Annotated in this window: 21 protein-coding genes; 11 read left to right on the forward strand and 10 right to left on the reverse strand. The window is 60.1% G+C overall.

The genetic code is table 11. The annotated features are described in order from the left end of the window. The first annotated feature begins 226 nt into the window (after nucleotides 1–226). The 3 genes from PspCFBP13508_RS27785 to PspCFBP13508_RS26905 all read left to right on the forward strand — a co-directional run bounded on the left by PspCFBP13508_RS27785 (nucleotide 227) and on the right by PspCFBP13508_RS26905 (nucleotide 1911). Nucleotides 227–358: a hypothetical protein gene (locus PspCFBP13508_RS27785; RefSeq protein ID WP_275551351.1), complete on the forward strand. Its 132-nt coding sequence runs from the start codon at nucleotides 227–229 to the stop codon at nucleotides 356–358. A 70-nt stretch (nucleotides 359–428) separates the two neighbouring features. Further along, nucleotides 429–611 (forward strand): hypothetical protein, encoded by a 183-nt coding sequence (locus tag PspCFBP13508_RS26900; RefSeq protein ID WP_039761215.1) that lies wholly within the window; start codon nucleotides 429–431, stop codon nucleotides 609–611. A gap of 112 nt (nucleotides 612–723) precedes the next feature. After that, the gene (locus PspCFBP13508_RS26905; RefSeq protein ID WP_038861083.1) at nucleotides 724–1911 is read left to right on the forward strand and encodes an MFS transporter; all 1188 of its coding nucleotides are present in this window, start codon (nucleotides 724–726) and stop codon (nucleotides 1909–1911) included. Here PspCFBP13508_RS26905 and arfB read toward each other — a convergent pair. Next, complete coding sequence (arfB, locus tag PspCFBP13508_RS26910) at nucleotides 1908–2321, reverse strand: alternative ribosome rescue aminoacyl-tRNA hydrolase ArfB (RefSeq protein WP_016771119.1); 414 nt, start codon at nucleotides 2319–2321, stop codon at nucleotides 1908–1910. The two genes, PspCFBP13508_RS26905 and arfB, sit on opposite strands and share 4 nt — an antisense overlap. 215 nt (nucleotides 2322–2536) lie before the next feature. After that, nucleotides 2537–3949, reverse strand: a complete 1413-nt coding sequence (locus PspCFBP13508_RS26915; protein WP_137216248.1) for an amino acid permease — start codon at nucleotides 3947–3949, stop codon at nucleotides 2537–2539. 892 nt (nucleotides 3950–4841) lie between these two features. Here PspCFBP13508_RS26915 and PspCFBP13508_RS27495 point away from each other — a divergent pair. Together PspCFBP13508_RS27495 and PspCFBP13508_RS26920 are read left to right on the forward strand one after the other, a co-directional pair. Then, the gene (locus tag PspCFBP13508_RS27495; protein WP_003222780.1) at nucleotides 4842–4979 is read left to right on the forward strand and encodes a hypothetical protein; all 138 of its coding nucleotides are present in this window, start codon (nucleotides 4842–4844) and stop codon (nucleotides 4977–4979) included. Between the two features lie 71 nt (nucleotides 4980–5050). Further along, nucleotides 5051–6016: a leucyl aminopeptidase gene (locus PspCFBP13508_RS26920; protein ID WP_137216249.1), complete on the forward strand. Its 966-nt coding sequence runs from the start codon at nucleotides 5051–5053 to the stop codon at nucleotides 6014–6016. Between the two features lie 211 nt (nucleotides 6017–6227). On the opposite strand, the gene rluB is transcribed toward PspCFBP13508_RS26920, so the two are convergent. From rluB to PspCFBP13508_RS26950, 6 genes are all read right to left on the reverse strand, one after another. Beyond that, nucleotides 6228–7448: a 23S rRNA pseudouridine(2605) synthase RluB gene (gene rluB / locus PspCFBP13508_RS26925; protein ID WP_137216250.1), complete on the reverse strand. Its 1221-nt coding sequence runs from the start codon at nucleotides 7446–7448 to the stop codon at nucleotides 6228–6230. Nucleotides 7449–7590: 142 nt separating this feature from the next. Beyond that, the gene (locus PspCFBP13508_RS26930; RefSeq protein ID WP_016771121.1) at nucleotides 7591–7782 is read right to left on the reverse strand and encodes a DUF1289 domain-containing protein; all 192 of its coding nucleotides are present in this window, start codon (nucleotides 7780–7782) and stop codon (nucleotides 7591–7593) included. Nucleotides 7783–7926: 144 nt separating this feature from the next. Further along, a complete protein-coding gene (gene scpB / locus PspCFBP13508_RS26935) occupies nucleotides 7927–8898 on the reverse strand; it encodes an SMC-Scp complex subunit ScpB (protein ID WP_137216251.1) in 972 nt (323 codons plus the stop codon). Nucleotides 8899–8909: 11 nt separating this feature from the next. Continuing rightward, nucleotides 8910–9608: a ScpA family protein gene (locus PspCFBP13508_RS26940; protein ID WP_172828192.1), complete on the reverse strand. Its 699-nt coding sequence runs from the start codon at nucleotides 9606–9608 to the stop codon at nucleotides 8910–8912. A 123-nt stretch (nucleotides 9609–9731) separates the two neighbouring features. Next, nucleotides 9732–10361, reverse strand: a complete 630-nt coding sequence (locus PspCFBP13508_RS26945) for an L-threonylcarbamoyladenylate synthase (RefSeq protein WP_016771124.1) — start codon at nucleotides 10359–10361, stop codon at nucleotides 9732–9734. A gap of 13 nt (nucleotides 10362–10374) precedes the next feature. Beyond that, nucleotides 10375–11238, reverse strand: a complete 864-nt coding sequence (locus PspCFBP13508_RS26950; protein ID WP_016771125.1) for a PHP domain-containing protein — start codon at nucleotides 11236–11238, stop codon at nucleotides 10375–10377. 87 nt (nucleotides 11239–11325) lie between these two features. Between PspCFBP13508_RS26950 and PspCFBP13508_RS26955 the strand changes: the two genes are divergently transcribed. From PspCFBP13508_RS26955 to PspCFBP13508_RS26970, 4 genes are all read left to right on the forward strand, one after another. Further along, complete coding sequence (locus PspCFBP13508_RS26955) at nucleotides 11326–11922, forward strand: septation protein A (protein ID WP_016771126.1); 597 nt, start codon at nucleotides 11326–11328, stop codon at nucleotides 11920–11922. Nucleotide 11923: 1 nt separating this feature from the next. Beyond that, nucleotides 11924–12223 carry a YciI family protein gene (locus PspCFBP13508_RS26960; RefSeq protein ID WP_137216252.1) on the forward strand — a complete coding sequence of 100 codons (300 nt, stop codon included), beginning with the start codon at nucleotides 11924–11926 and terminating at the stop codon, nucleotides 12221–12223. A 241-nt stretch (nucleotides 12224–12464) separates the two neighbouring features. Further along, a complete protein-coding gene (locus PspCFBP13508_RS26965) occupies nucleotides 12465–12875 on the forward strand; it encodes a translation initiation factor 2 (protein ID WP_016771128.1) in 411 nt (136 codons plus the stop codon). Between the two features lie 7 nt (nucleotides 12876–12882). Continuing rightward, entirely contained in the window at nucleotides 12883–13560 is a 678-nt protein-coding gene (locus PspCFBP13508_RS26970) for a response regulator transcription factor (protein ID WP_016771129.1), read from the forward strand. 511 nt (nucleotides 13561–14071) lie between these two features. Here PspCFBP13508_RS26970 and PspCFBP13508_RS26975 read toward each other — a convergent pair. Further along, nucleotides 14072–14545, reverse strand: a complete 474-nt coding sequence (locus PspCFBP13508_RS26975) for a hypothetical protein (protein ID WP_130909571.1) — start codon at nucleotides 14543–14545, stop codon at nucleotides 14072–14074. A gap of 262 nt (nucleotides 14546–14807) precedes the next feature. On the opposite strand from PspCFBP13508_RS26975, the gene PspCFBP13508_RS26980 reads away from it, so the two are divergent. Together PspCFBP13508_RS26980 and PspCFBP13508_RS26985 are read left to right on the forward strand one after the other, a co-directional pair. After that, a complete protein-coding gene (locus PspCFBP13508_RS26980; protein WP_137216253.1) occupies nucleotides 14808–15260 on the forward strand; it encodes a Spy/CpxP family protein refolding chaperone in 453 nt (150 codons plus the stop codon). A 176-nt stretch (nucleotides 15261–15436) separates the two neighbouring features. Then, entirely contained in the window at nucleotides 15437–16777 is a 1341-nt protein-coding gene (locus PspCFBP13508_RS26985) for a HAMP domain-containing sensor histidine kinase (protein ID WP_137216254.1), read from the forward strand. A gap of 213 nt (nucleotides 16778–16990) precedes the next feature. Here the strand turns inward: PspCFBP13508_RS26985 and PspCFBP13508_RS26990 are convergent, their stop codons facing one another. Then, nucleotides 16991–17557, reverse strand: coding sequence for a nitroreductase family protein (locus PspCFBP13508_RS26990; RefSeq protein ID WP_137216255.1), 567 nt, complete (start codon nucleotides 17555–17557; stop codon nucleotides 16991–16993). Between the last annotated feature and the right edge of the window lie 67 nt (nucleotides 17558–17624).

Raw genomic sequence — 17624 nt, forward strand, 5'->3', positions numbered from 1 at the left:
CCGCGAATGCAGGGTCTGGGGCAGCTTCGCAGCCCAGCGGGGATAAATCCCCTCACCACAGGGCCCGCTCCCACATTTGGTTTTCGGTTGATCTCGCGCCCTGCGGCCATCTGTCGCATTAATTTGAATTAAAAGTCTGATTGTCATTTTTCCTGCTGTATCCTGCGCAGGCTTTGTAAAGCGCGGAGCACCTGATCTATCAACAGACTTAGCGAGGAGCGCAACCATGCACGAGATTCCCAATCTCCCCTTCCCAAGCCTGCACATACCTGAGCAGACGACCCCGCAACACGCCGGTGCTGAAAAGCCCGAGCCGCAAGAAGCCGCTGACAGCCGCAAAGCCGACAGCGAAGAGTAAGACCCGCCGTACAGACCGTGTGGAAAGCGCTAACATGCGCTTTCCACACTGCCTGAAACCCGAGCCCGCCATGACCGACGAATTCTCCGAAAGCCAAGCTGCCGTGCTGATCGGCGCCACCGAGAAAATGATCGAGATCTGGAATCGCCTCTCACCCGAGAAACAGGCCGCCCTGCTCGAGCGTTTCGGCAGCGAAGAAAACGCCCTCGCCGCCCTCGTCACCACGCAACTGGTCGCTCCGGCAAAATCCTGAACGCGCCGCCCGGCAAATAGTTTTACTTTTCCCCGCCCTTGAGCGGTTCACGCCGGTATCATGAGCAGCCTATCTAATCTGCTGCTCCCGTGGATCGTTACCCATGTCGTCTATACCCGAGCCCCAGCGTCCGCTGACGGTTACGCTGCAAGTAGTCTCCATCGTCCTTTTCACCTTCATCGGTTACCTGAACATCGGCATCCCGCTCGCCGTGTTGCCGGGCTACGTCCACAGTGACCTCGGTTTCGGTGCGGTGATCGCCGGGCTGGTGATCAGCGTGCAATACCTCGCCACCCTGCTCAGCCGCCCGTACGCGGGCAAGATCATCGACAACCAGGGCAGCAAACGCGCAGTGATGATTGGCCTGGCTGGTTGCGGCTTGAGCGGTGTGTTCATGCTGATTTCCGCGTGGACGCCGAACCTGCCGCTGCTGAGCCTGATCAGCCTGTTGATCGGCCGCCTGGTACTTGGCAGCGCCGAGAGTCTGGTCGGTTCCGGCTCGATTGGCTGGGGCATCGGTCGGGTCGGCGCGGCGAATACGGCGAAAGTAATTTCCTGGAACGGCATCGCAAGTTATGGCGCCCTGGCGATCGGCGCGCCGTTCGGTGTCTGGCTGGTGAGCCGGCTGGGGCTGTGGAGCATGGGCGTGAGCATCATCCTCCTCGCTTTGCTCGGTCTGGCGCTGGCATGGCCCAAAACCGCTGCGCCGATTGTTGCCGGCGAACGTCTGCCGTTCATGCATGTGCTGGGCAAAGTCTTCCCCCACGGCTGCGGACTGGCGCTGGGCTCGATCGGTTTTGGCACCATCGCCACGTTCATCACTCTGTATTACGCGACCCAGCACTGGGACAACGCCGTGCTGTGCCTGAGCCTGTTCGGCGCCAGCTTCATCGGCGCGCGGCTGCTGTTCGGCAATCTGATCAACCGCCTCGGCGGCTTTCGCGTGGCGATTGCCTGCCTGTCGGTGGAAACCTTGGGTTTGTTGCTGCTATGGATTGCACCCGATGCGCATTGGGCATTGGCCGGTGCGGCGCTGAGCGGCTTTGGCTTCTCGCTGGTATTCCCGGCGCTGGGCGTGGAAGCGGTGAATCTGGTGCCGGCATCGAGCCGTGGCGCGGCGGTCGGTGCCTATTCACTGTTCATTGATTTGTCGCTGGGGATCACCGGGCCGCTGGCCGGGGCGATTGCGGCGGGGTTCGGTTTTGCTTCGATCTTTCTGTTCGCAGCCTTCGCGGCGTTGAGCGGACTTGGCTTGAGTGTCTATCTGTACAAGCACACGGCGAAGTATCGCGAGGTTTAGAAGTCCACTTTGCCGCGCCCGGCCTTGATACTGCCGCGCTTGGTTTTCGACTCGAGCCGACGCTTCTTCGAACCGAGGGTCGGTTTGGTCGGGCGGCGTTTCTTTTCGACTTTGGTGGCGCTGAGAATCAGTTCGACCAGCCGCTCCAGCGCGTCGGCGCGGTTGGCTTCCTGGGTTCGATATTGCTGCGCCTTGATGATCAGCACGCCATCGCTGGTGATGCGACTGTCACGCAGCGCCAGCAGGCGTTCCTTGTAGAACTCCGGCAATGACGAGTTGGGAATGTCGAAGCGCAAATGCATGGCGCTGGAAACCTTGTTGACGTTCTGCCCACCGGCGCCTTGCGCGCGGATGGCGGTCAATTCGATCTCGGCATCCGGCAGATGCACATTGTTGGAAATCACCAGCATGGAAAAGCGTCCGTAATCAGAGGGTGCAGGATAACCTGATTCACTCAACCTCTGTGGGAGCGAGCCTGCTCGCGAAGGCGGTGTGTCAGTCGGCATTTATGCAAGCTGGTACGACGCTTTCGCGAGCAGGCTCGCTCCCACAGGGGAATCTTTCGGGACCTCTGGAAACAACAAACCCGGCACTCTGGCCGGGTTCGTCGTTTCTACCTGCTAGGTTATTTCGCCGTCGCAGCCACCACCGGCTGCACACTGCGCTTGTTCTTGATCACGTAGCAGACCCACATGAACACGACCCAAACCGGAATCGCGTACACCGAGATCTGAATCCCCGGAATCAACAGCATCACGCCAAGAATGAACACCACGAACGCCAGGCAGACGAAGTTGCCGTACGGGTACCACAGCGCCTTGAACAATGGCGTCTGTTTGGTCTGGTTCATGTGCTGGCGAAACTTGAAGTGCGAGTAGCTGATCATCGCCCAGTTGATCACCAGCGTCGCAACCACCAGCGACATCAGCAGTTCCAGCGCGTGCTGCGGGATCAGGTAGTTGAGCAGCACGGCAACCAGCGTCACTGCCGCCGACGCCAGAATCGAACGCACCGGCACGCCGCGCTTGTCGATCTTCGCCAGGCCTTTCGGCGCATCGCCCTGCTCGGCCATGCCCAACAACATACGGCTGTTGCAGTAGGTACCGCTGTTGTATACCGACAGCGCAGCGGTCAGCACGACGAAGTTGAGGATGTGCGCGGCGGTGTTGCTGCCGAGCATCGAGAACACCTGGACGAACGGGCTACCGCTGTAGGAATCGCCCGAGGCGTTGAGGGTTTCCAGCAGGCTGTCCCACGGGGTCAGCGACAGCAGGATCACCAGTGCGCCAATGTAGAAAATCAGGATGCGGTAGATCACCTGGTTGATCGCTTTCGGAATCACGGTTTTCGGTTTGTCGGCTTCAGCGGCGGTGAAACCGAGCATTTCCAGACCGCCGAACGAGAACATGATGATCGCCATGGCCATCACCAGACCGCTCACGCCGTTGGGGAAGAACCCGCCGTGGGACCACAGGTTGCTCACCGAGGCTTGCGGGCCGCCGTGGCCACTGACCAGCAGGTAGCTGCCCAGCGCAATCATGCCGACAATCGCCACAACCTTGATGATCGCAAACCAGAATTCGGCTTCACCGAAGACTTTGACGTTGGCCAGGTTGATCGCGTTGATCAGCACAAAGAATGCCGCAGCGGAGACCCAGGTCGGGATATCCGGCGCCCAGTAGTGAATGTATTTGCCGACTGCTGTCAGCTCGGACATGCCCACCAGAATGTACAGAATCCAGCAGTTCCAGCCCGACAGGAACCCGGCGAAACCGCCCCAGTATTTGTGCGCGAAATGGCTGAAGGAACCGGCCACCGGCTCTTCGACGATCATTTCGCCGAGCTGGCGCATGATCATGAAGGCGATGAAGCCGCAGATGGCGTAGCCGAGGATCATCGACGGGCCGGCGGATTTCAGTACCCCGGCAGAACCGAGGAACAATCCGGTACCGATCGCGCCACCGAGGGCGATCAGTTGAATATGGCGATTTTTCAGGCCGCGTTTCAGCTCGCCTGATTGCGAGGGTTGTCCACTCATGAAAAAGGTCTCACGCAAGGTTTGATGATGTTCAGTAGACGTTGCTGCAAGGTTGCGATTTCAGGCAGCCCCGATCAAACCCCAGCGCAGGCACCAGGAGTTCAGCTCATTTACAACGGTCATGCGTCACCTGTTTGTTTTTATCTGTGACGAAATCGAACCCGGCACGCTTGTGGCGCGGCGGAGTGAACAAGGCGGATAGCCTCGAGATTTTTGCGATTACGCAGAGGGTCACAGTTAAAACGCGGCGCATTGTACACCGCTAACCCCCTGCTGCCAGACCCGCCTGATCAGCGTGTCGGTTGCCGGGATTGCATGTGTCCGCCTCGACAGTCTCGAGCGGCTGCAAAATTTGAGTCAGGCCTTTGCAGGCCATCGACGGGGACGAGGAGAAAACCGTCCCACGGGGAGAAGTGGAAATCAGTCGCGGCGTTCATTGCGCCTCCTTCTTGTTATTGGCCTGCACAACAGGCATGGGGCGCATCACACCCTGCCTGAGCGCTGGAAACAAGCGCGCCAGAGCCTTGCGTGGCGCCCGCACTGTCGGGTTTCGGAAGCTTTTCCTTACAGGGCGCCATAAGCAGGCAAAAGCGCACCGCTGGCGGACCGTTTTGTCACGTATTGTTTACAACGCGTAACGTAAACTTTCCGAATCAGAAATTTCCGAAGGACGTCTGCATCTTGACGGTCGCTAGCTTGCTATCGAATCCGACAACCCATTTTTCTGTTTTAAAACAAGAAAACTCATTTAGAAAAACAGAACAAAAAGTCTATTTAAAAATTAAATGGATAAAATTTTGCATTCGCAAAAAGCCTCAACTAGGTTTTTCACGTCTCACCGGCCACCTCGACCGGTCAGTCATAAACCGTGAAATTCTCTAGGAGATCGACCATGCAAGCACTGGAAAAAGACTTGGATACCGAACTGCAACTGGACGAATGGTTTGAAGCGCCAACCCATGAGGCCGCTGTGGAAATGATGCAAGCCGACGCGGTCGTTCCGTTCGGCACGGCGATGTGGCCTCTGTAAGACATCCCGGGCAGGCACGGTCCGGCCGGTCGTGCCTGCCGCTTCATTTCCCGGTCAGTCAGGGAGGATTCATGGACAAGCCCCGCGCCATCTCGCATTTCCTTTACTACCTCGAACATCACCCTGCCCTCGCCGGCCTCGACTCGGCGAAGGTCATGCTCGGCCATACCGCCGATTACGAAGCCCTGACCGGCGCGATCGCCGAACAGGCCGGCGAACATCCGCGCTTTCAGTTCAGCGTCCGGCGTCTGGACCTGGAAAGCACCGCAGCGCTGTCCGAGGCAATTGCCGACAGCGATCTGTACATTTTCTTCTACGACTCTTCTACCCTGCCCAACCCACGACCCGATGGCCCGGAGTTCGTTCGTGCGCTGCAAGCGGTCATGGCGGAAAACTGGAAGAAGTCGCTGCTGTTCAAGGATTACGGCGATTACTTCTACGACACCTTCAGTATCACTCCGCAACGCATCGCCGGGCTCAACAGTCACCTGATCCAGCGTATGTCCCAGGCGACCACGCTGAGCTTCAAGGATGACCACGGCTCATGGTTCGAAACGCCGATGAGCAGCATCAAGAAGTGGACCGACATCAACGGCGTCGGCAACTTCGACCTCGCTCCCGGCGAAATCGCCACCCACAGCGAAGCCATCAACGGCCATGTGAAATTCAAGGGCACCTTCCTCAGCACCATCCCGTTCGCGCGCAAGTACGGCGTGCTGGAATCGCCGCTGGAGCTATGGATCGAGAACTCGACCATCAGCCGCATCGCTACCGACGTGCCGGGGCTGGAGCATGATTTCAACAAATACCTGGACGCCAACCCTTCAAACCGGCGGATTGAGGAGTTGGGGATTGGCACCAACGAAGGCGTGAAGGATCTGTATGCGCGTAATGCCGGGTTCGAGGAGCGGCACTGTGGGCTGCATCTCGGATTGGGCGGTGGTGCCAAGGGCAGCCATCACCTGGATTTGATCTTTTCTGGCGGGGTGTTGGCGCTGGATGACAAGCCGGTGTTTGATGGGCGATTCGTCTTCTAGACTGCGCATGAGCCCTGTAGGAGCTGACGAGTTAAACGAGGCTGCGATCTTTAGATGTTGATTTTCAAGATCAAAAGATAGCAGCCTCGTTTCACTCGTCAGCTCCTACGGGTGAGCGCACCGCACATGAGAGCCAGACAAAAAAACGCCAACCCTTAGGTTGGCGTTTTTGCTTCAGCTTGCAGCTTGCAGCTAGTAACTCACAGCTGCCTTATTCCGGCTTCTTGCGTCCAAACCCCGGGCGCTGACCGGAACCGGCCGGTGCGCCGCGACGCTTGCCCGAGGGCTTGTCGCCGTCGACCAGTTTGATCCCCGGACGCTTCGGCGCTGGTTTGGCCGGGCGCTTGTTGGTGGTGTCGGCTGGACGATCCGCCACTGGCGTACCGCGACCGGCAGGAGCGCCGCGTTCGCCGCGCTCAGTACGGCCATTGGCCGGACGCGGTGCGCGCTCGCCGTCACGGGCGACTGGCTTGCGACCTGGACGCTCGCCTTCGATCTGCGGCTCGCGGCCCGGGCGTGGACCGGTCGGTGCGCCGGCGGCTGGACGCAAGGTGCGCACGCGCTCGGTCTTGGCCATCGGCCGCGACGATTTGCGCTGCATGCGTTCGAGCTTGTCCTTGCTCTTGGCGTTCAGCTGCGGCATCGCCACCGGCGTCAGGCCGACTTCGGCGCTGAGCACGTCGACTTCGTACTGGCTCATTTCGCGCCAGCGGCCCATCGGCAGGTCGGAGTTGAGGAACACCGGACCGAAACGCACGCGCTTCAGACGGCTGACCACCAGACCCTGCGATTCCCACAGACGACGCACTTCACGGTTACGCCCTTCCATGACCACGCAGTGGTACCAGTGGTTGAAACCTTCACCGCCCGGCGCCTGTTGAATGTCGGTGAAACGCGCCGGGCCGTCTTCCAGCACCACGCCGGCCTTGAGGCGTTCGATCATCTCGTCATCGACTTCACCGCGTACGCGTACGGCGTACTCGCGGTCCATCTCGTAGGACGGGTGCATCAAACGGTTGGCCAGTTCACCGTCAGTGGTGAACATCAGCAGACCGGTGGTGTTGATGTCGAGACGGCCGATGTTGATCCAGCGGCCTTCTTTCGGACGCGGCAGCTTGTCGAATACGGTCGGACGGCCTTCCGGGTCGTCACGGGTGCAGATTTCGCCGTCAGGCTTGTTGTACATGATCACGCGGCGCACCGATTCGGCGGCCTCTTCGCGTTTGATCACTTTGCCATCGATGGTAATGGCGTCATGCATGTCGACGCGCAGGCCGAGGGTGGCGTCTTTGCCATTGACCTTGATCCGGCCCTGGCTGATCCAGGCTTCGACGTCACGGCGCGAGCCGACGCCGATACGGGCGAGGACTTTCTGCAGCTTTTCGCCTGCTGGGCCGATTTCCTGGTCGTCTTGCTGATTGATGTCACTCATCTGGGCACCTCCCGGTGTGGTCTGTTCAGGCGGCGCCTGAAGCATTGGAAACTGGTGTTCGGCCGAAGGGATCGGCGAAGGGTCGCGAATCATACGCGGATGTGCGCCATCGCGCATCAGAGACTAGCTGATCGATTGCCGGTTATTTCTTTTTCCGCCGACCGGCACCGCCGAGTTTGATCAGGCGCAGCGCGGCTTCCGCCAGCACCGTGCGTTTGTCGTCCTTGTCGAGTTTCTTCCAGGCCTTGATCTCGCGCTTGCTGCGACCGCAACCCAGGCAGATGTCGTCGGAGAATTTGCAGAGGCTGATGCAGGGGTCTTTGGTTGAGCTCATCGCAATCTCCAGAACGACATTTCACCCTGTGGGAGCGAGCCTGCTCGCGAAGGCGCAGTGTCATTCAGTATCGATGTATCTGACACACCGCCTTCGCGAGCAGGCTCGCTCCCACAAGGGTCTACATTGGTTTCTCAATAGGCGTCATTCTTCGAACTCGCGCCGTTCGGCTTCGATTGCCTCAGCCAGTGCGCGGGCTTCGGCTTCTTCTTCGCTGAGTTCCGGTTCCGGCTGTTCGAGGGCGGCTACGGCGGCCAGGAGTTTCTCGCGAGCTTCGGCGACACCGAGAATATCTTCTTCCGGTTCGGCGTCAGGCGCCGCTTCAAGTTCAACTTCAGCTTCAGCTTCAACAACCGGCGCGATAATCTCAGGCTCCGGCACCGGCGCTTCGCCATCCACCGCATCGCGCAGCAAGTCGTCGAAGTCGGTTTTGATGCCCTCTTCCATGCTGTCCAGCTCCAGCAGCAGGGAATGGAAACTGGTTTCTTCCTTTTCCTCCTCCGGCTCAGCGCTGGCGTCGGCCAGCTCCTGCAGACTCTGCGGCACCGGCGCGTCGTCGAAATCGAGCACCGGTTCGGCTTCCATCTCGCGCAGTTCGGCCAGCGGCGGCAGGTCTTCGAGGTTTTTCAGGTTGAAGTGGTCGAGAAACGCCTTGGTCGTGGCGAACATCGCCGGTTTGCCCGGCACGTCGCGATAGCCGACGACGCGAATCCACTCACGCTCAAGCAAGGTTTTGACGATGTTACTGTTCACCGCCACGCCACGCACATCTTCGATTTCGCCACGAGTGATCGGCTGGCGATAGGCGATCAACGCGATGGTTTCCAGCAACGCACGGGAATAGCGTTGCGGGCGCTCTTCCCAGAGTCGGCCGACCCACGGCGAGAACTTCTCGCGGATCTGCAAGCGATAGCCCGACGAGACTTCCTTGAGTTCAAAGGCACGGCCCTCGCAGGACTTGCCGAGCAGGGTCAGGGCTTTCTTGAAGACCGCCGGCTCCGGCCGCTCGCCTTCTTCGAACAGTTCAAACAGGCGCTCAAGGGATTGCGGCTTTCCCGAGGCCAACAGAAAGGCTTCAAGCAGGGACGCCAGCTCGCGGGGTTCAGTCAGGTTCATACAGGGACTCGTTATTCGGCTCGGGCTCGCACGTGGATCGCGGCGAACGGCTCATTCTGCACCAGCTCGACCAAGGATTCCTTGACCAGTTCAAGGATCGCCATGAAGGTCACCACCACACCCAGGCGACCTTCTTCAGCGGTGAACAGCTCGACAAACGGCACGAAACCGCCGCCCTTGAGCCGTTCCAGCACATCGCTCATGCGCTCGCGGGTGGACAGCGCTTCACGGCTGACCTGGTGGCTTTCGAACATGTCGCCACGGCGCAGAACTTCGGCCATGCACATCAGAATCTCTTCCAGCGCGACGTCGGGCAACAGCTTGCGCGCCCGCGCTTCCGGGGCGTCGAGCTTGGGCACGATCACATCGCGACCGACCCGGCTCAGACCATCAATACCTTCGGCAGCGGCCTTGAAGCGCTCGTATTCCTGCAAGCGGCGGATCAGTTCAGCGCGCGGGTCGTCTTCTTCATCTTCAACGGTTTCGGCGCGCGGCAGAAGCATGCGCGATTTGATCTCGGCGAGCATCGCCGCCATCACCAGATATTCGGCAGCCAGTTCCAGACGCACCGATTGCATCAACTCGACGTAGCCCATGTACTGGCGGGTGATTTCCGCCACCGGGATGTCGAGGATATTGATGTTCTGTTTGCGGATCAGATACAGCAGCAGGTCGAGCGGGCCTTCGAAGGCTTCAAGAAAGACTTCCAGCGCATCCGGCGGGATATACAGATCCAGCGGCATTTCCATGACCGCCTGGCCATAGACCATCGCGAACGGCAGTTCCTGCTGGGCGCCGGCCTGGGGATCGACCACGGTTTCCACTGCGGACATTCAGGCCTCGACCATGAACGGCGTTGGATCGCCGCAACCGACACGGACCACTTCCGGGTCGTCGCCGGTCAGGTCAATCACCGTCGAGGCCTTGATGCCGCCAAAACCGCCGTCGATGATCAGATCGACCTGATGCTCAAGCAACTGGCGCATTTCGTAGGGATCGCTGAGCGGGTCTTCGTCGCCGGGCATGATCAGCGTCACACTCATCAGCGGCTCGCCGAGTTCGGCCAGCAGCGCCAGCGCGATCGGATGGCTTGGCACGCGCAGGCCGATGGTGCGTTTCTTCGGATGCAGCAACAGGCGCGGCACTTCGCGGGTGGCGTTGAGAATAAAGGTGTAAGGCCCCGGCAGGTGCGCCTTGAGAATGCGGAAAGTGCCGGTGTCGATCTTGGCGTAATTGCCCAGTTGCGACAGGTCGCTGCAGATCAGCGCGAAGTTGTGCTTTTCATCGAGCTGACGCAGCCGGCGCACACGCTCGATGGCGGTCTTGTCGCCGATCTGGCAACCGATGGCGTAGGACGAGTCCGTGGGATAAATCACCACCCCGCCCTTGCGGATGATCTCGACCGCCTGTTTGATCAGGCGCGCTTGCGGGTTTTCCGGATGTATCTGGAAAAATTGACTCACATTCTCTACCTGTTCAGACGGCGGCAATATCTGTGTCATGTTTGAACCGACACCACAGGGGTGGAAGGTCCTCGGGAACCGGCCGGTACTGGCCGATCTCGGACCAGCCGCCAGGGCCATGGAAGTCACTGCCGGCGCTGACCAGCAGACCGAACTCACGGGCAAGGATCGCCAGGCTGCCCACCTGTTCTGCGGGCTGATGGCCATTGACCACCTCGATAGCATGCCCGCCTGCTTGAATATAGTCGGCAATCAGCTTTCGGCGCTTGCTACGGGTGAAATCGTAGTGCCAGGGATGCGCCAGGCTGACCCAGGCACCGGCGGCGCGCAGGGTGGCGACGGTGTCTTCCAGGGTCGGCCAGTGCAGCTTGACGTCGCCGAGCTTGCCGGCGCCGAGCCATTTGCGAAACGCCTCGGCGCGATCCTTTACATAACCTTCACGCACCATCCAGTCGGCAAAATGCGGCCGGGCCGGCGCGTTGCCGCTGTCGCCCAGTTCCTGCTGGATCTGCCGGGCGCCGTCGAGAGCACCGGGCATGCCCTTGAGAGCGAGCTTGCGGCTTATTTCTTCCGACCGCAGCCAGCGGCCATCGTGCAATTTGGCGATCGCTTCGACCAACGGCGCGGCGTTGACGTCGAAACCGTAGCCCAGCACGTGAATAGTCGCCCCGCCCCAGGTGCAGGACAATTCGACGCCGTTGACCAGTTGCATGCCCAACTCGGTGGCGGCAGTACGCGCCTCGGCGAGCCCCTCAAGGGTGTCGTGGTCGGTCAACGCCAGGACTCGCACGCCGTTTTCGAACGCTCGCGCAACCAGAACCGCAGGCGCCAGGGCGCCGTCGGAGGCCGTGCTGTGGCAGTGCAAATCAACATTCACGGGGAGTTGTAACCTCAAATCAGCTGGCGCTATCGCGCGCCCATATGTTTGTTATTATGCCGCCACATCCAGCTTCTGGCTCTCACTGTGAAACAATTCATCGATTTCATCCCGCTTCTGCTGTTCTTCATCGTTTACAAACTTGATCCACGGGTCGTCGACATTGCCGGCCAGCAAGTGACCGTAGGCGGTATCTACAGCGCCACGGCGATGCTGATCATCAGCTCCCTGGTGGTGTACGGCGCGCTGTTCATCAAGCAGCGCAAGCTGGAAAAGAGCCAATGGCTGACGCTGATCGCCTGCCTGGTATTCGGCAGCCTGACGCTGGCCTTTCACAGCGAAACCTTCCTGAAATGGAAAGCGCCGGTGGTCAACTGGTTGTTCGCTGCGGCGTTCATCGGCAGCCATTTCATCGGCGATCGCCTGCTGATCAAACGCATCATGGGCCACGCGCTGACCCTGCCAGACCCGGTCTGGACGCGCCTGAACATCGCCTGGATCGGCTTCTTCCTGTTCTGCGGCGCAGCCAACCTGTTCGTCGCCTTCACCTTCCAGAGCATCTGGGTCGACTTCAAGGTGTTCGGCAGCCTGGGCATGACCGTGCTGTTCCTGGTCGCACAGGGCGTTTACCTGTCGCGCCATCTGCATGACACCGATACCACAACGCCTAAAACCGAGGACTGACATGCTCTACGCCATCATTGCCACCGACGCTGCCAACTCGCTGGAAGCTCGCCTGGCCGCACGCCCCGCTCATCTGGAACGCCTGCAAGCGCTCAAGGGCGAAGGCCGCATCGTGCTGGCCGGCCCGCACCCGGCCGTCGACAGCAATGATCCGGGCGCAGCGGGTTTCACCGGCAGCCTGATCGTCGCCGAGTTCGACTCCCTGAGCGCCGCACAGGCCTGGGCCGATGCCGATCCGTACATTGCCGCCGGCGTCTACGCCAACGTGATCGTCAAGCCGTTCAAGCAAGTCCTGCCGTAATCCGGTGTTGAAATGCCGAGGGGATTTATGTGGCGAGGGGATTTAGCGAAACGTCGCACCGCCCCGCTGGGTGGCGAAGCCGCCCCAAACCCATCCAACGCGGAATGTCTGACACACCGCGTTCAATAACTCACGACTGCTGCGCAGCCGAACGGGGATAAATCCCCTCGCCACAATCGCTCATTATTCTCGTTTGCCTGCCGACAACCTGCCCAATATCCATTTGGAAACAGGTGTCGCGATGCGCAAGGGTCCGTTGTGTCTGATGTTGCTCACGTTGTCGATCATGGCCCCCGCCCATGGTGAGGAAACCACCGAAAGCGGCAGCTCCACGCCATTGTCGCTGAGCGCCGGCAGCCAGATCACCGAACTGCAACAGCGGCTCAAGGCCAGTGAACAGCAGCGTGAAGAACTGAACAAACAACTGCAAAATGCCGACAACACTCGCGAAAGCGCCCAGCTCGCCCGGCTGCGCCAGGAGAACCAGCGTCTGAAGCTGCAACTCAAGGAAGCCCAGGCCAGCCCGCTGCCGCGTTTGCTGACCGATCAACAGCAGTGGTTCGTCACTGGCGCCGGGGTAGCGCTATTGGCGCTGCTCTGCGGTATCTTTGCCAGTGGTGCAAGCCGAAAACGTCGGCAATGGCTAAATTGAGTGAGTCATGAGCGAGCTGTTACTGATTGATGATGACCAGGAGTTGTGCGAACTCCTGAGTAGCTGGTTGAGCCAGGAAGGCTTCCAGGTGCGCGCCTGCCACGACGGCCAGAGCGCCCGCAAGGCGTTGGCCGAAACCGCCCCGGCGGCGGTGGTGCTGGACGTGATGCTGCCCGACGGCAGCGGTCTGGAACTGCTCAAGCAATTGCGCAACGACCACGCCGACCTGCCGGTGCTGATGCTGTCAGCGCGTGGCGAACCGCTGGACCGCATCCTCGGCCTCGAACTGGGCGCCGACGATTACCTGGCCAAACCCTGCGACCCCCGCGAACTGACCGCGCGCCTGCGCGCCGTGTTGCGCCGCAGCCATCCCGCCGCTGTGTCAACGCAACTTGAGCTGGGCGACCTGAGTTTCAGCCCGGTGCGCGGCGTGGTCAGCATCGACGAAAAAGAACTGACCCTGACCGTTTCCGAAAGCCGCCTGCTCGAAGCCCTGCTCAAGCAACCCGGCGAGCCGCTGGACAAACAGGAACTGGCGCAACTGGCCCTCGGCCGCAAGCTGACCCTGTACGACCGCAGCCTCGACATGCACGTCAGCAATCTGCGCAAAAAAATCGGCCCCCACCCCGACGGCCGCCCGCGCATCGTTGCGCTGCGTAGTCGTGGTTATTACTACAGCCTCTGAACCAGCGCACTTATCCTGTGCGGGCCGGCTGGCGATGGTGTTTGTTTGGTCGGGTTTTTTGCGTGTATATCCGTTGCTGCGGTAACGGCTACTTAAGGTTCCGCTCTTACAGCGGGTCACCTTTTTCAAACGCCAAAAAGGTAACCCAAAAGGCTTGCTCCTACGTTCGGCCCTCGCAGGCTCGGGTTCCTTCGCTGCGGGATCGATCCGGGCGCAGCGGCTCCGGTTTGCTTCGCTGCACCTACTTCCGCTGTGTCTGGCTGCGCCAGACGGTCGCTACGCTCCCACGCCCGGATCAATCCCTCCACTCAGCCTTCCGATGTCGCCGGTTAGGCAAGATCAAGGGCACTCGAGCTAACGCTCATTGTTGAGTGGTTAGGAGCGGGTGGTTGGCTTTGGATTTGTGGTGTCTGATCGTTCCCACGCGCAGCAAAGGAATGCGGCCTGGGAAGTTTCGCGTCCCACAGCCTGAAGATCGCTGCCTTCGGTGCCTTCGGTGCCTCATAATCGGTTAATCGGGCATCGAACGAATAATGTCGGCCAAATCGTCCTTGGTTATCTCGTTGGCCTTAATGGCAGCGGCAATGTCTTTTTTGGAAAGTGGAAAACGCTTGAAAATTTCTTGCAAAGTATTCGCATCAACATTTGCCAGCCAGAGCGGATCAATGAAAGAACCGCCGTACTCAGGCTTCATCGGTACTTCTTCGTGGGCAATCGTACCCTTATGGTTGAGATACACCACATAACGATCATGCCCTTCAGGAAAGCTTTTATCGTGATATAGCGTAGTACCCTGCGGCAGCACGTAGTAATTCTCGTCGCCGTTTGGAACCTCGATCAGCAACGGTTCTTTAGTTTTGATCATCTTCTTATCGTGCCCCTGCGAACCATGATCAAAAATCAAGAATGCCAAAAAAATCGCATTGACCGATAAAGCTGCCATCAGCCATGGGCCGACTTGCCTGGTAAACGTTTTATTTGTCATGGGGATCTCGGTATTTGCTTTGTTAAGGCACGCAGCCGTTGCTCTTATGCTGAGCGAGTACCGTCTAAATGAGCGATCACAGCCTCGGCCCGTGCATTATCCAAAAGATCGCAGCCTTCAGCATCACCTGCACTGGGTATGTGTAAGGCCGGGCACGAAACGTCTTTACCGAAGCTTTACGCTGCGCTGACCGCCGCTGACCTTGATCTGCGTAATCTGCACTCATCCGGAACGTACCGGGAACGAGACAAGGAGATACACCATGCGCAAGACTCTTATCGCTCTGATGTTCGCTGCCGCTCTGCCAACCGTGGCCATGGCCATGCCGCAGGATGGCGGTCCGCTGGGTGGTCCGCTGGATGGCCCGCGCCACGGTGGTCAGATGCACGGCGGCATGCACGGCAAAGGCCCGTACAGCCAGCTCGATCTGTCCCGCGAACAGCGCGAGCAGATTCGCAAGATCATGGGCGAGCAGATGCACGAGCGTAAGCAGGTGGTCGACAAGTACCTGGAGAAACTCTCGCCGGCCGACCAGAAAGCCATGAAGGACGAGATCGCGGCCAACCACAAGAAAGCCGAGTCCGATGTCCGTGCACTGCTTAAGCCCGAGCAACAGAAGCAGTTCGACGAGATCCAGAAGAAACGCGCCGAACGCCGCGCCGAATGGGCCGAGTTCATGGCCTGGAAAGCGCAGCAGGCACAAAAGGCGCAATAATGGCTTGACCCTGGGCCCGACGACTCAACTCGTCGGGCCTGTTCCATTCAAATCAAATGTGGGAGCGAGCCTGCTCGCGAAGGCGGTGTATCAGCCAGCGATGGTTTGACTGACACTACGTCTTCGCGAGCAGGCTCGCTCCCACATTTGAACGGTGTGATTTTCGAGGAGTTTCTGTGCGTTCACTATTCTGGCGGATTCTTGCGAGCTTCTGGCTGGCCATCGCTCTGGTAGCCGGGCTGTCGATCCTGCTTGGGCACATGCTCAATCAGGACGCATGGATTCTCAGCCGCCATCCCGGCCTCAACACGCTGGCGGCAGAATGGACGCAGACCTACGAAACCCAGGGCGAAGAAGCCGCGCAGGACATTCTCGAACAACGCAAACGCCAGTATCACATCGACGTTCAAGTGCTCAACGAAACCGGCGATCCGGTGGTGCGTGGCACCTTCCCGCGCCGGGCCGCAGCATTCGAGGCGCGGCAGAACAACGATGACCGCCGCTTGCCGTGGCGGCGTCTGACCGACGAAATCACCAGCGAAAAAACCGGTGACACCTACCTGTTCATCTACCGCATCCCACACCCGGAACTCGACGCCTGGCACCGCGAAAGCCTGCTCTGGCCGCTGAGTGCGCTGGGCATCGCGCTGGTAGTGCTGACCCTGTTCAGTTTGCTCGTGACTTTCTCCATCACCCGCCCACTGAGTCGCTTGCGCGGCGCGGTGCATGATCTGGGACAGACCACATATCAGCAGAACAGTCTGGCGAAACTGGCCAACCGCCGTGACGAATTCGGCGTGCTGGCCACCGATTTCAACCGCATGGGCGCGCGCCTGCAAAGCCTGATCGGCAGTCAGCGACAGCTGCTGCGCGATGTCTCCCATGAACTGCGCTCACCACTGGCGCGCCTGCGCATCGCGCTGGCTTTGGCCGAGCGCGCCAACCCTGACGAGCGCGAAAAACTGTGGCCACGCCTGACCCGTGAATGCGACCGGTTGGAGGCGTTGATCAGTGAAATTCTGGTACTGGCACGAGTCGATGCCGACAACGCCAGCGCTGAAGAAGTGGACCTGAATGCGTTGCTCGCCGCGCTGCAAAAGGATGCGCAGCTCAGCTCGCCCGAGCAGACCGTACGCCTGCAAGCCGAGCCGCAGCTGAATCTCAAAGGCTGGCCGACGATGATCGAACGCGCCGTGGATAACCTGCTGCGCAACGCCCAGCGCTTCAACCCGAGCGATCAGCCGATCGAATTGCAGGCTGCGCGGCAGGGAGAGCGGATTGTCATCAGCGTGCGCGACCACGGCCCGGGGGTGCAGACCGAACATCTGAGTCAGTTGGGCGAGCCGTTCTACCGGGCGCCGGGGCAGACCGCTGCCGGGCATGGCCTGGGGCTGGCGATTGCCAAACGGGCGGCGGAACGGCATGGCGGCACGCTGACGCTGGCCAATCATCCGCAGGGCGGCTTTGTGGCGAGTCTGGAGTTGCCCTTGGTGCCGGGAGTTATCGTCCAGCCCTGAAAAGCCCCTCACCCCAACCCTCTCCCGGAGGGAGAGGGGGCCGACCGGGTTGTCTGCCGTTGTGCATCGACCTTATGGATTCGCAGAAACTAGATATCCGGTATCCCGACTCTGGATTCAGCGAAGGTCGCTCAGGTCGGTGTAATTCCAAAGCATCCCCCAATCAGTCCCCTCTCCCTCGGGGAGAGGGTTAGGGTGAGGGGCTTTTGATCTTCAGGCTTTAGCGGGCCAGGCTCTGACGAATTCAGCCAGATCAACCTTCTCGGCCACCCGCGGCTCTTTCTGCGGTGTGCCGAGATAGAGAAACGCGATCACCTCCTCGCCTTCCTCCAGCCCCAAACCTTCGGCCACATGCCTGGAATACGCCAGGTCCCCGGTGCGCCACACCGCGCCGATTCCCTGCGCATACGCCGCCAGCAGAATCCCGTGAGCCGCACAGCCCGCCGTGAGCAGTTGCTCGGCCTTCGGGTATTTCACGTGTTCCTGCAATTTCGCGATGACCACAACCACCAGCGGCGCGCGCAGCGGACCATTGCGGGCCTTGTCGATCATCGCGTCGGTGACTTCGCCGCTCTGCTGGCGGGCCGCCTCGGCCAGCAACTCGCCCATTTGCTCACGCGCTGCGCCTTCGACGGTCAAAAAGCGGTACGGCTGCAAATGCCCGTGATCCGGGGCACGCAGGGCCGCGCCGAACAGGGCTTCGCGCTGCTCGGCAGTGGGGGCCGGTTCGACCAGTCGGGGAACGGAAACACGGTTGAGCAACGCGTCGAGAGCCTGCATCGGCCACCTCCTTTGAAAAATGTGCGGCTATTCTAGCTTCATCTGCGCAGCGCCTGCCGGTTTACAT

Source organism: Pseudomonas sp. CFBP13508, assembly GCF_005233515.1.
Classification (GTDB): domain Bacteria; phylum Pseudomonadota; class Gammaproteobacteria; order Pseudomonadales; family Pseudomonadaceae; genus Aquipseudomonas; species Aquipseudomonas mercuritolerans.

Excerpts from the sequence above, each read along its gene's own strand:
- PspCFBP13508_RS27785 (WP_275551351.1), top strand. The coding sequence starts at position 227 with ATGCACGAGATTCCCAATCTCCCCTTCCCAAGCCTGCACATACCTGAG.
- PspCFBP13508_RS26900 (WP_039761215.1), top strand. The coding sequence starts at position 429 with ATGACCGACGAATTCTCCGAAAGCCAAGCTGCCGTGCTGATCGGCGCC.
- arfB (WP_016771119.1), bottom strand. The coding sequence starts at position 2,321 with ATGCTGGTGATTTCCAACAATGTGCATCTGCCGGATGCCGAGATCGAA.
- PspCFBP13508_RS26915 (WP_137216248.1), bottom strand. The coding sequence starts at position 3,949 with ATGAGTGGACAACCCTCGCAATCAGGCGAGCTGAAACGCGGCCTGAAA.
- PspCFBP13508_RS27495 (WP_003222780.1), top strand. The coding sequence starts at position 4,842 with ATGCAAGCACTGGAAAAAGACTTGGATACCGAACTGCAACTGGACGAA.
- PspCFBP13508_RS26920 (WP_137216249.1), top strand. The coding sequence starts at position 5,051 with ATGGACAAGCCCCGCGCCATCTCGCATTTCCTTTACTACCTCGAACAT.
- rluB (WP_137216250.1), bottom strand. The coding sequence starts at position 7,448 with ATGAGTGACATCAATCAGCAAGACGACCAGGAAATCGGCCCAGCAGGC.
- PspCFBP13508_RS26930 (WP_016771121.1), bottom strand. The coding sequence starts at position 7,782 with ATGAGCTCAACCAAAGACCCCTGCATCAGCCTCTGCAAATTCTCCGAC.
- scpB (WP_137216251.1), bottom strand. The coding sequence starts at position 8,898 with ATGAACCTGACTGAACCCCGCGAGCTGGCGTCCCTGCTTGAAGCCTTT.
- PspCFBP13508_RS26960 (WP_137216252.1), top strand. The coding sequence starts at position 11,924 with ATGCTCTACGCCATCATTGCCACCGACGCTGCCAACTCGCTGGAAGCT.
- PspCFBP13508_RS26965 (WP_016771128.1), top strand. The coding sequence starts at position 12,465 with ATGCGCAAGGGTCCGTTGTGTCTGATGTTGCTCACGTTGTCGATCATG.
- PspCFBP13508_RS26970 (WP_016771129.1), top strand. The coding sequence starts at position 12,883 with ATGAGCGAGCTGTTACTGATTGATGATGACCAGGAGTTGTGCGAACTC.
- PspCFBP13508_RS26975 (WP_130909571.1), bottom strand. The coding sequence starts at position 14,545 with ATGACAAATAAAACGTTTACCAGGCAAGTCGGCCCATGGCTGATGGCA.
- PspCFBP13508_RS26980 (WP_137216253.1), top strand. The coding sequence starts at position 14,808 with ATGCGCAAGACTCTTATCGCTCTGATGTTCGCTGCCGCTCTGCCAACC.
- PspCFBP13508_RS26990 (WP_137216255.1), bottom strand. The coding sequence starts at position 17,557 with ATGCAGGCTCTCGACGCGTTGCTCAACCGTGTTTCCGTTCCCCGACTG.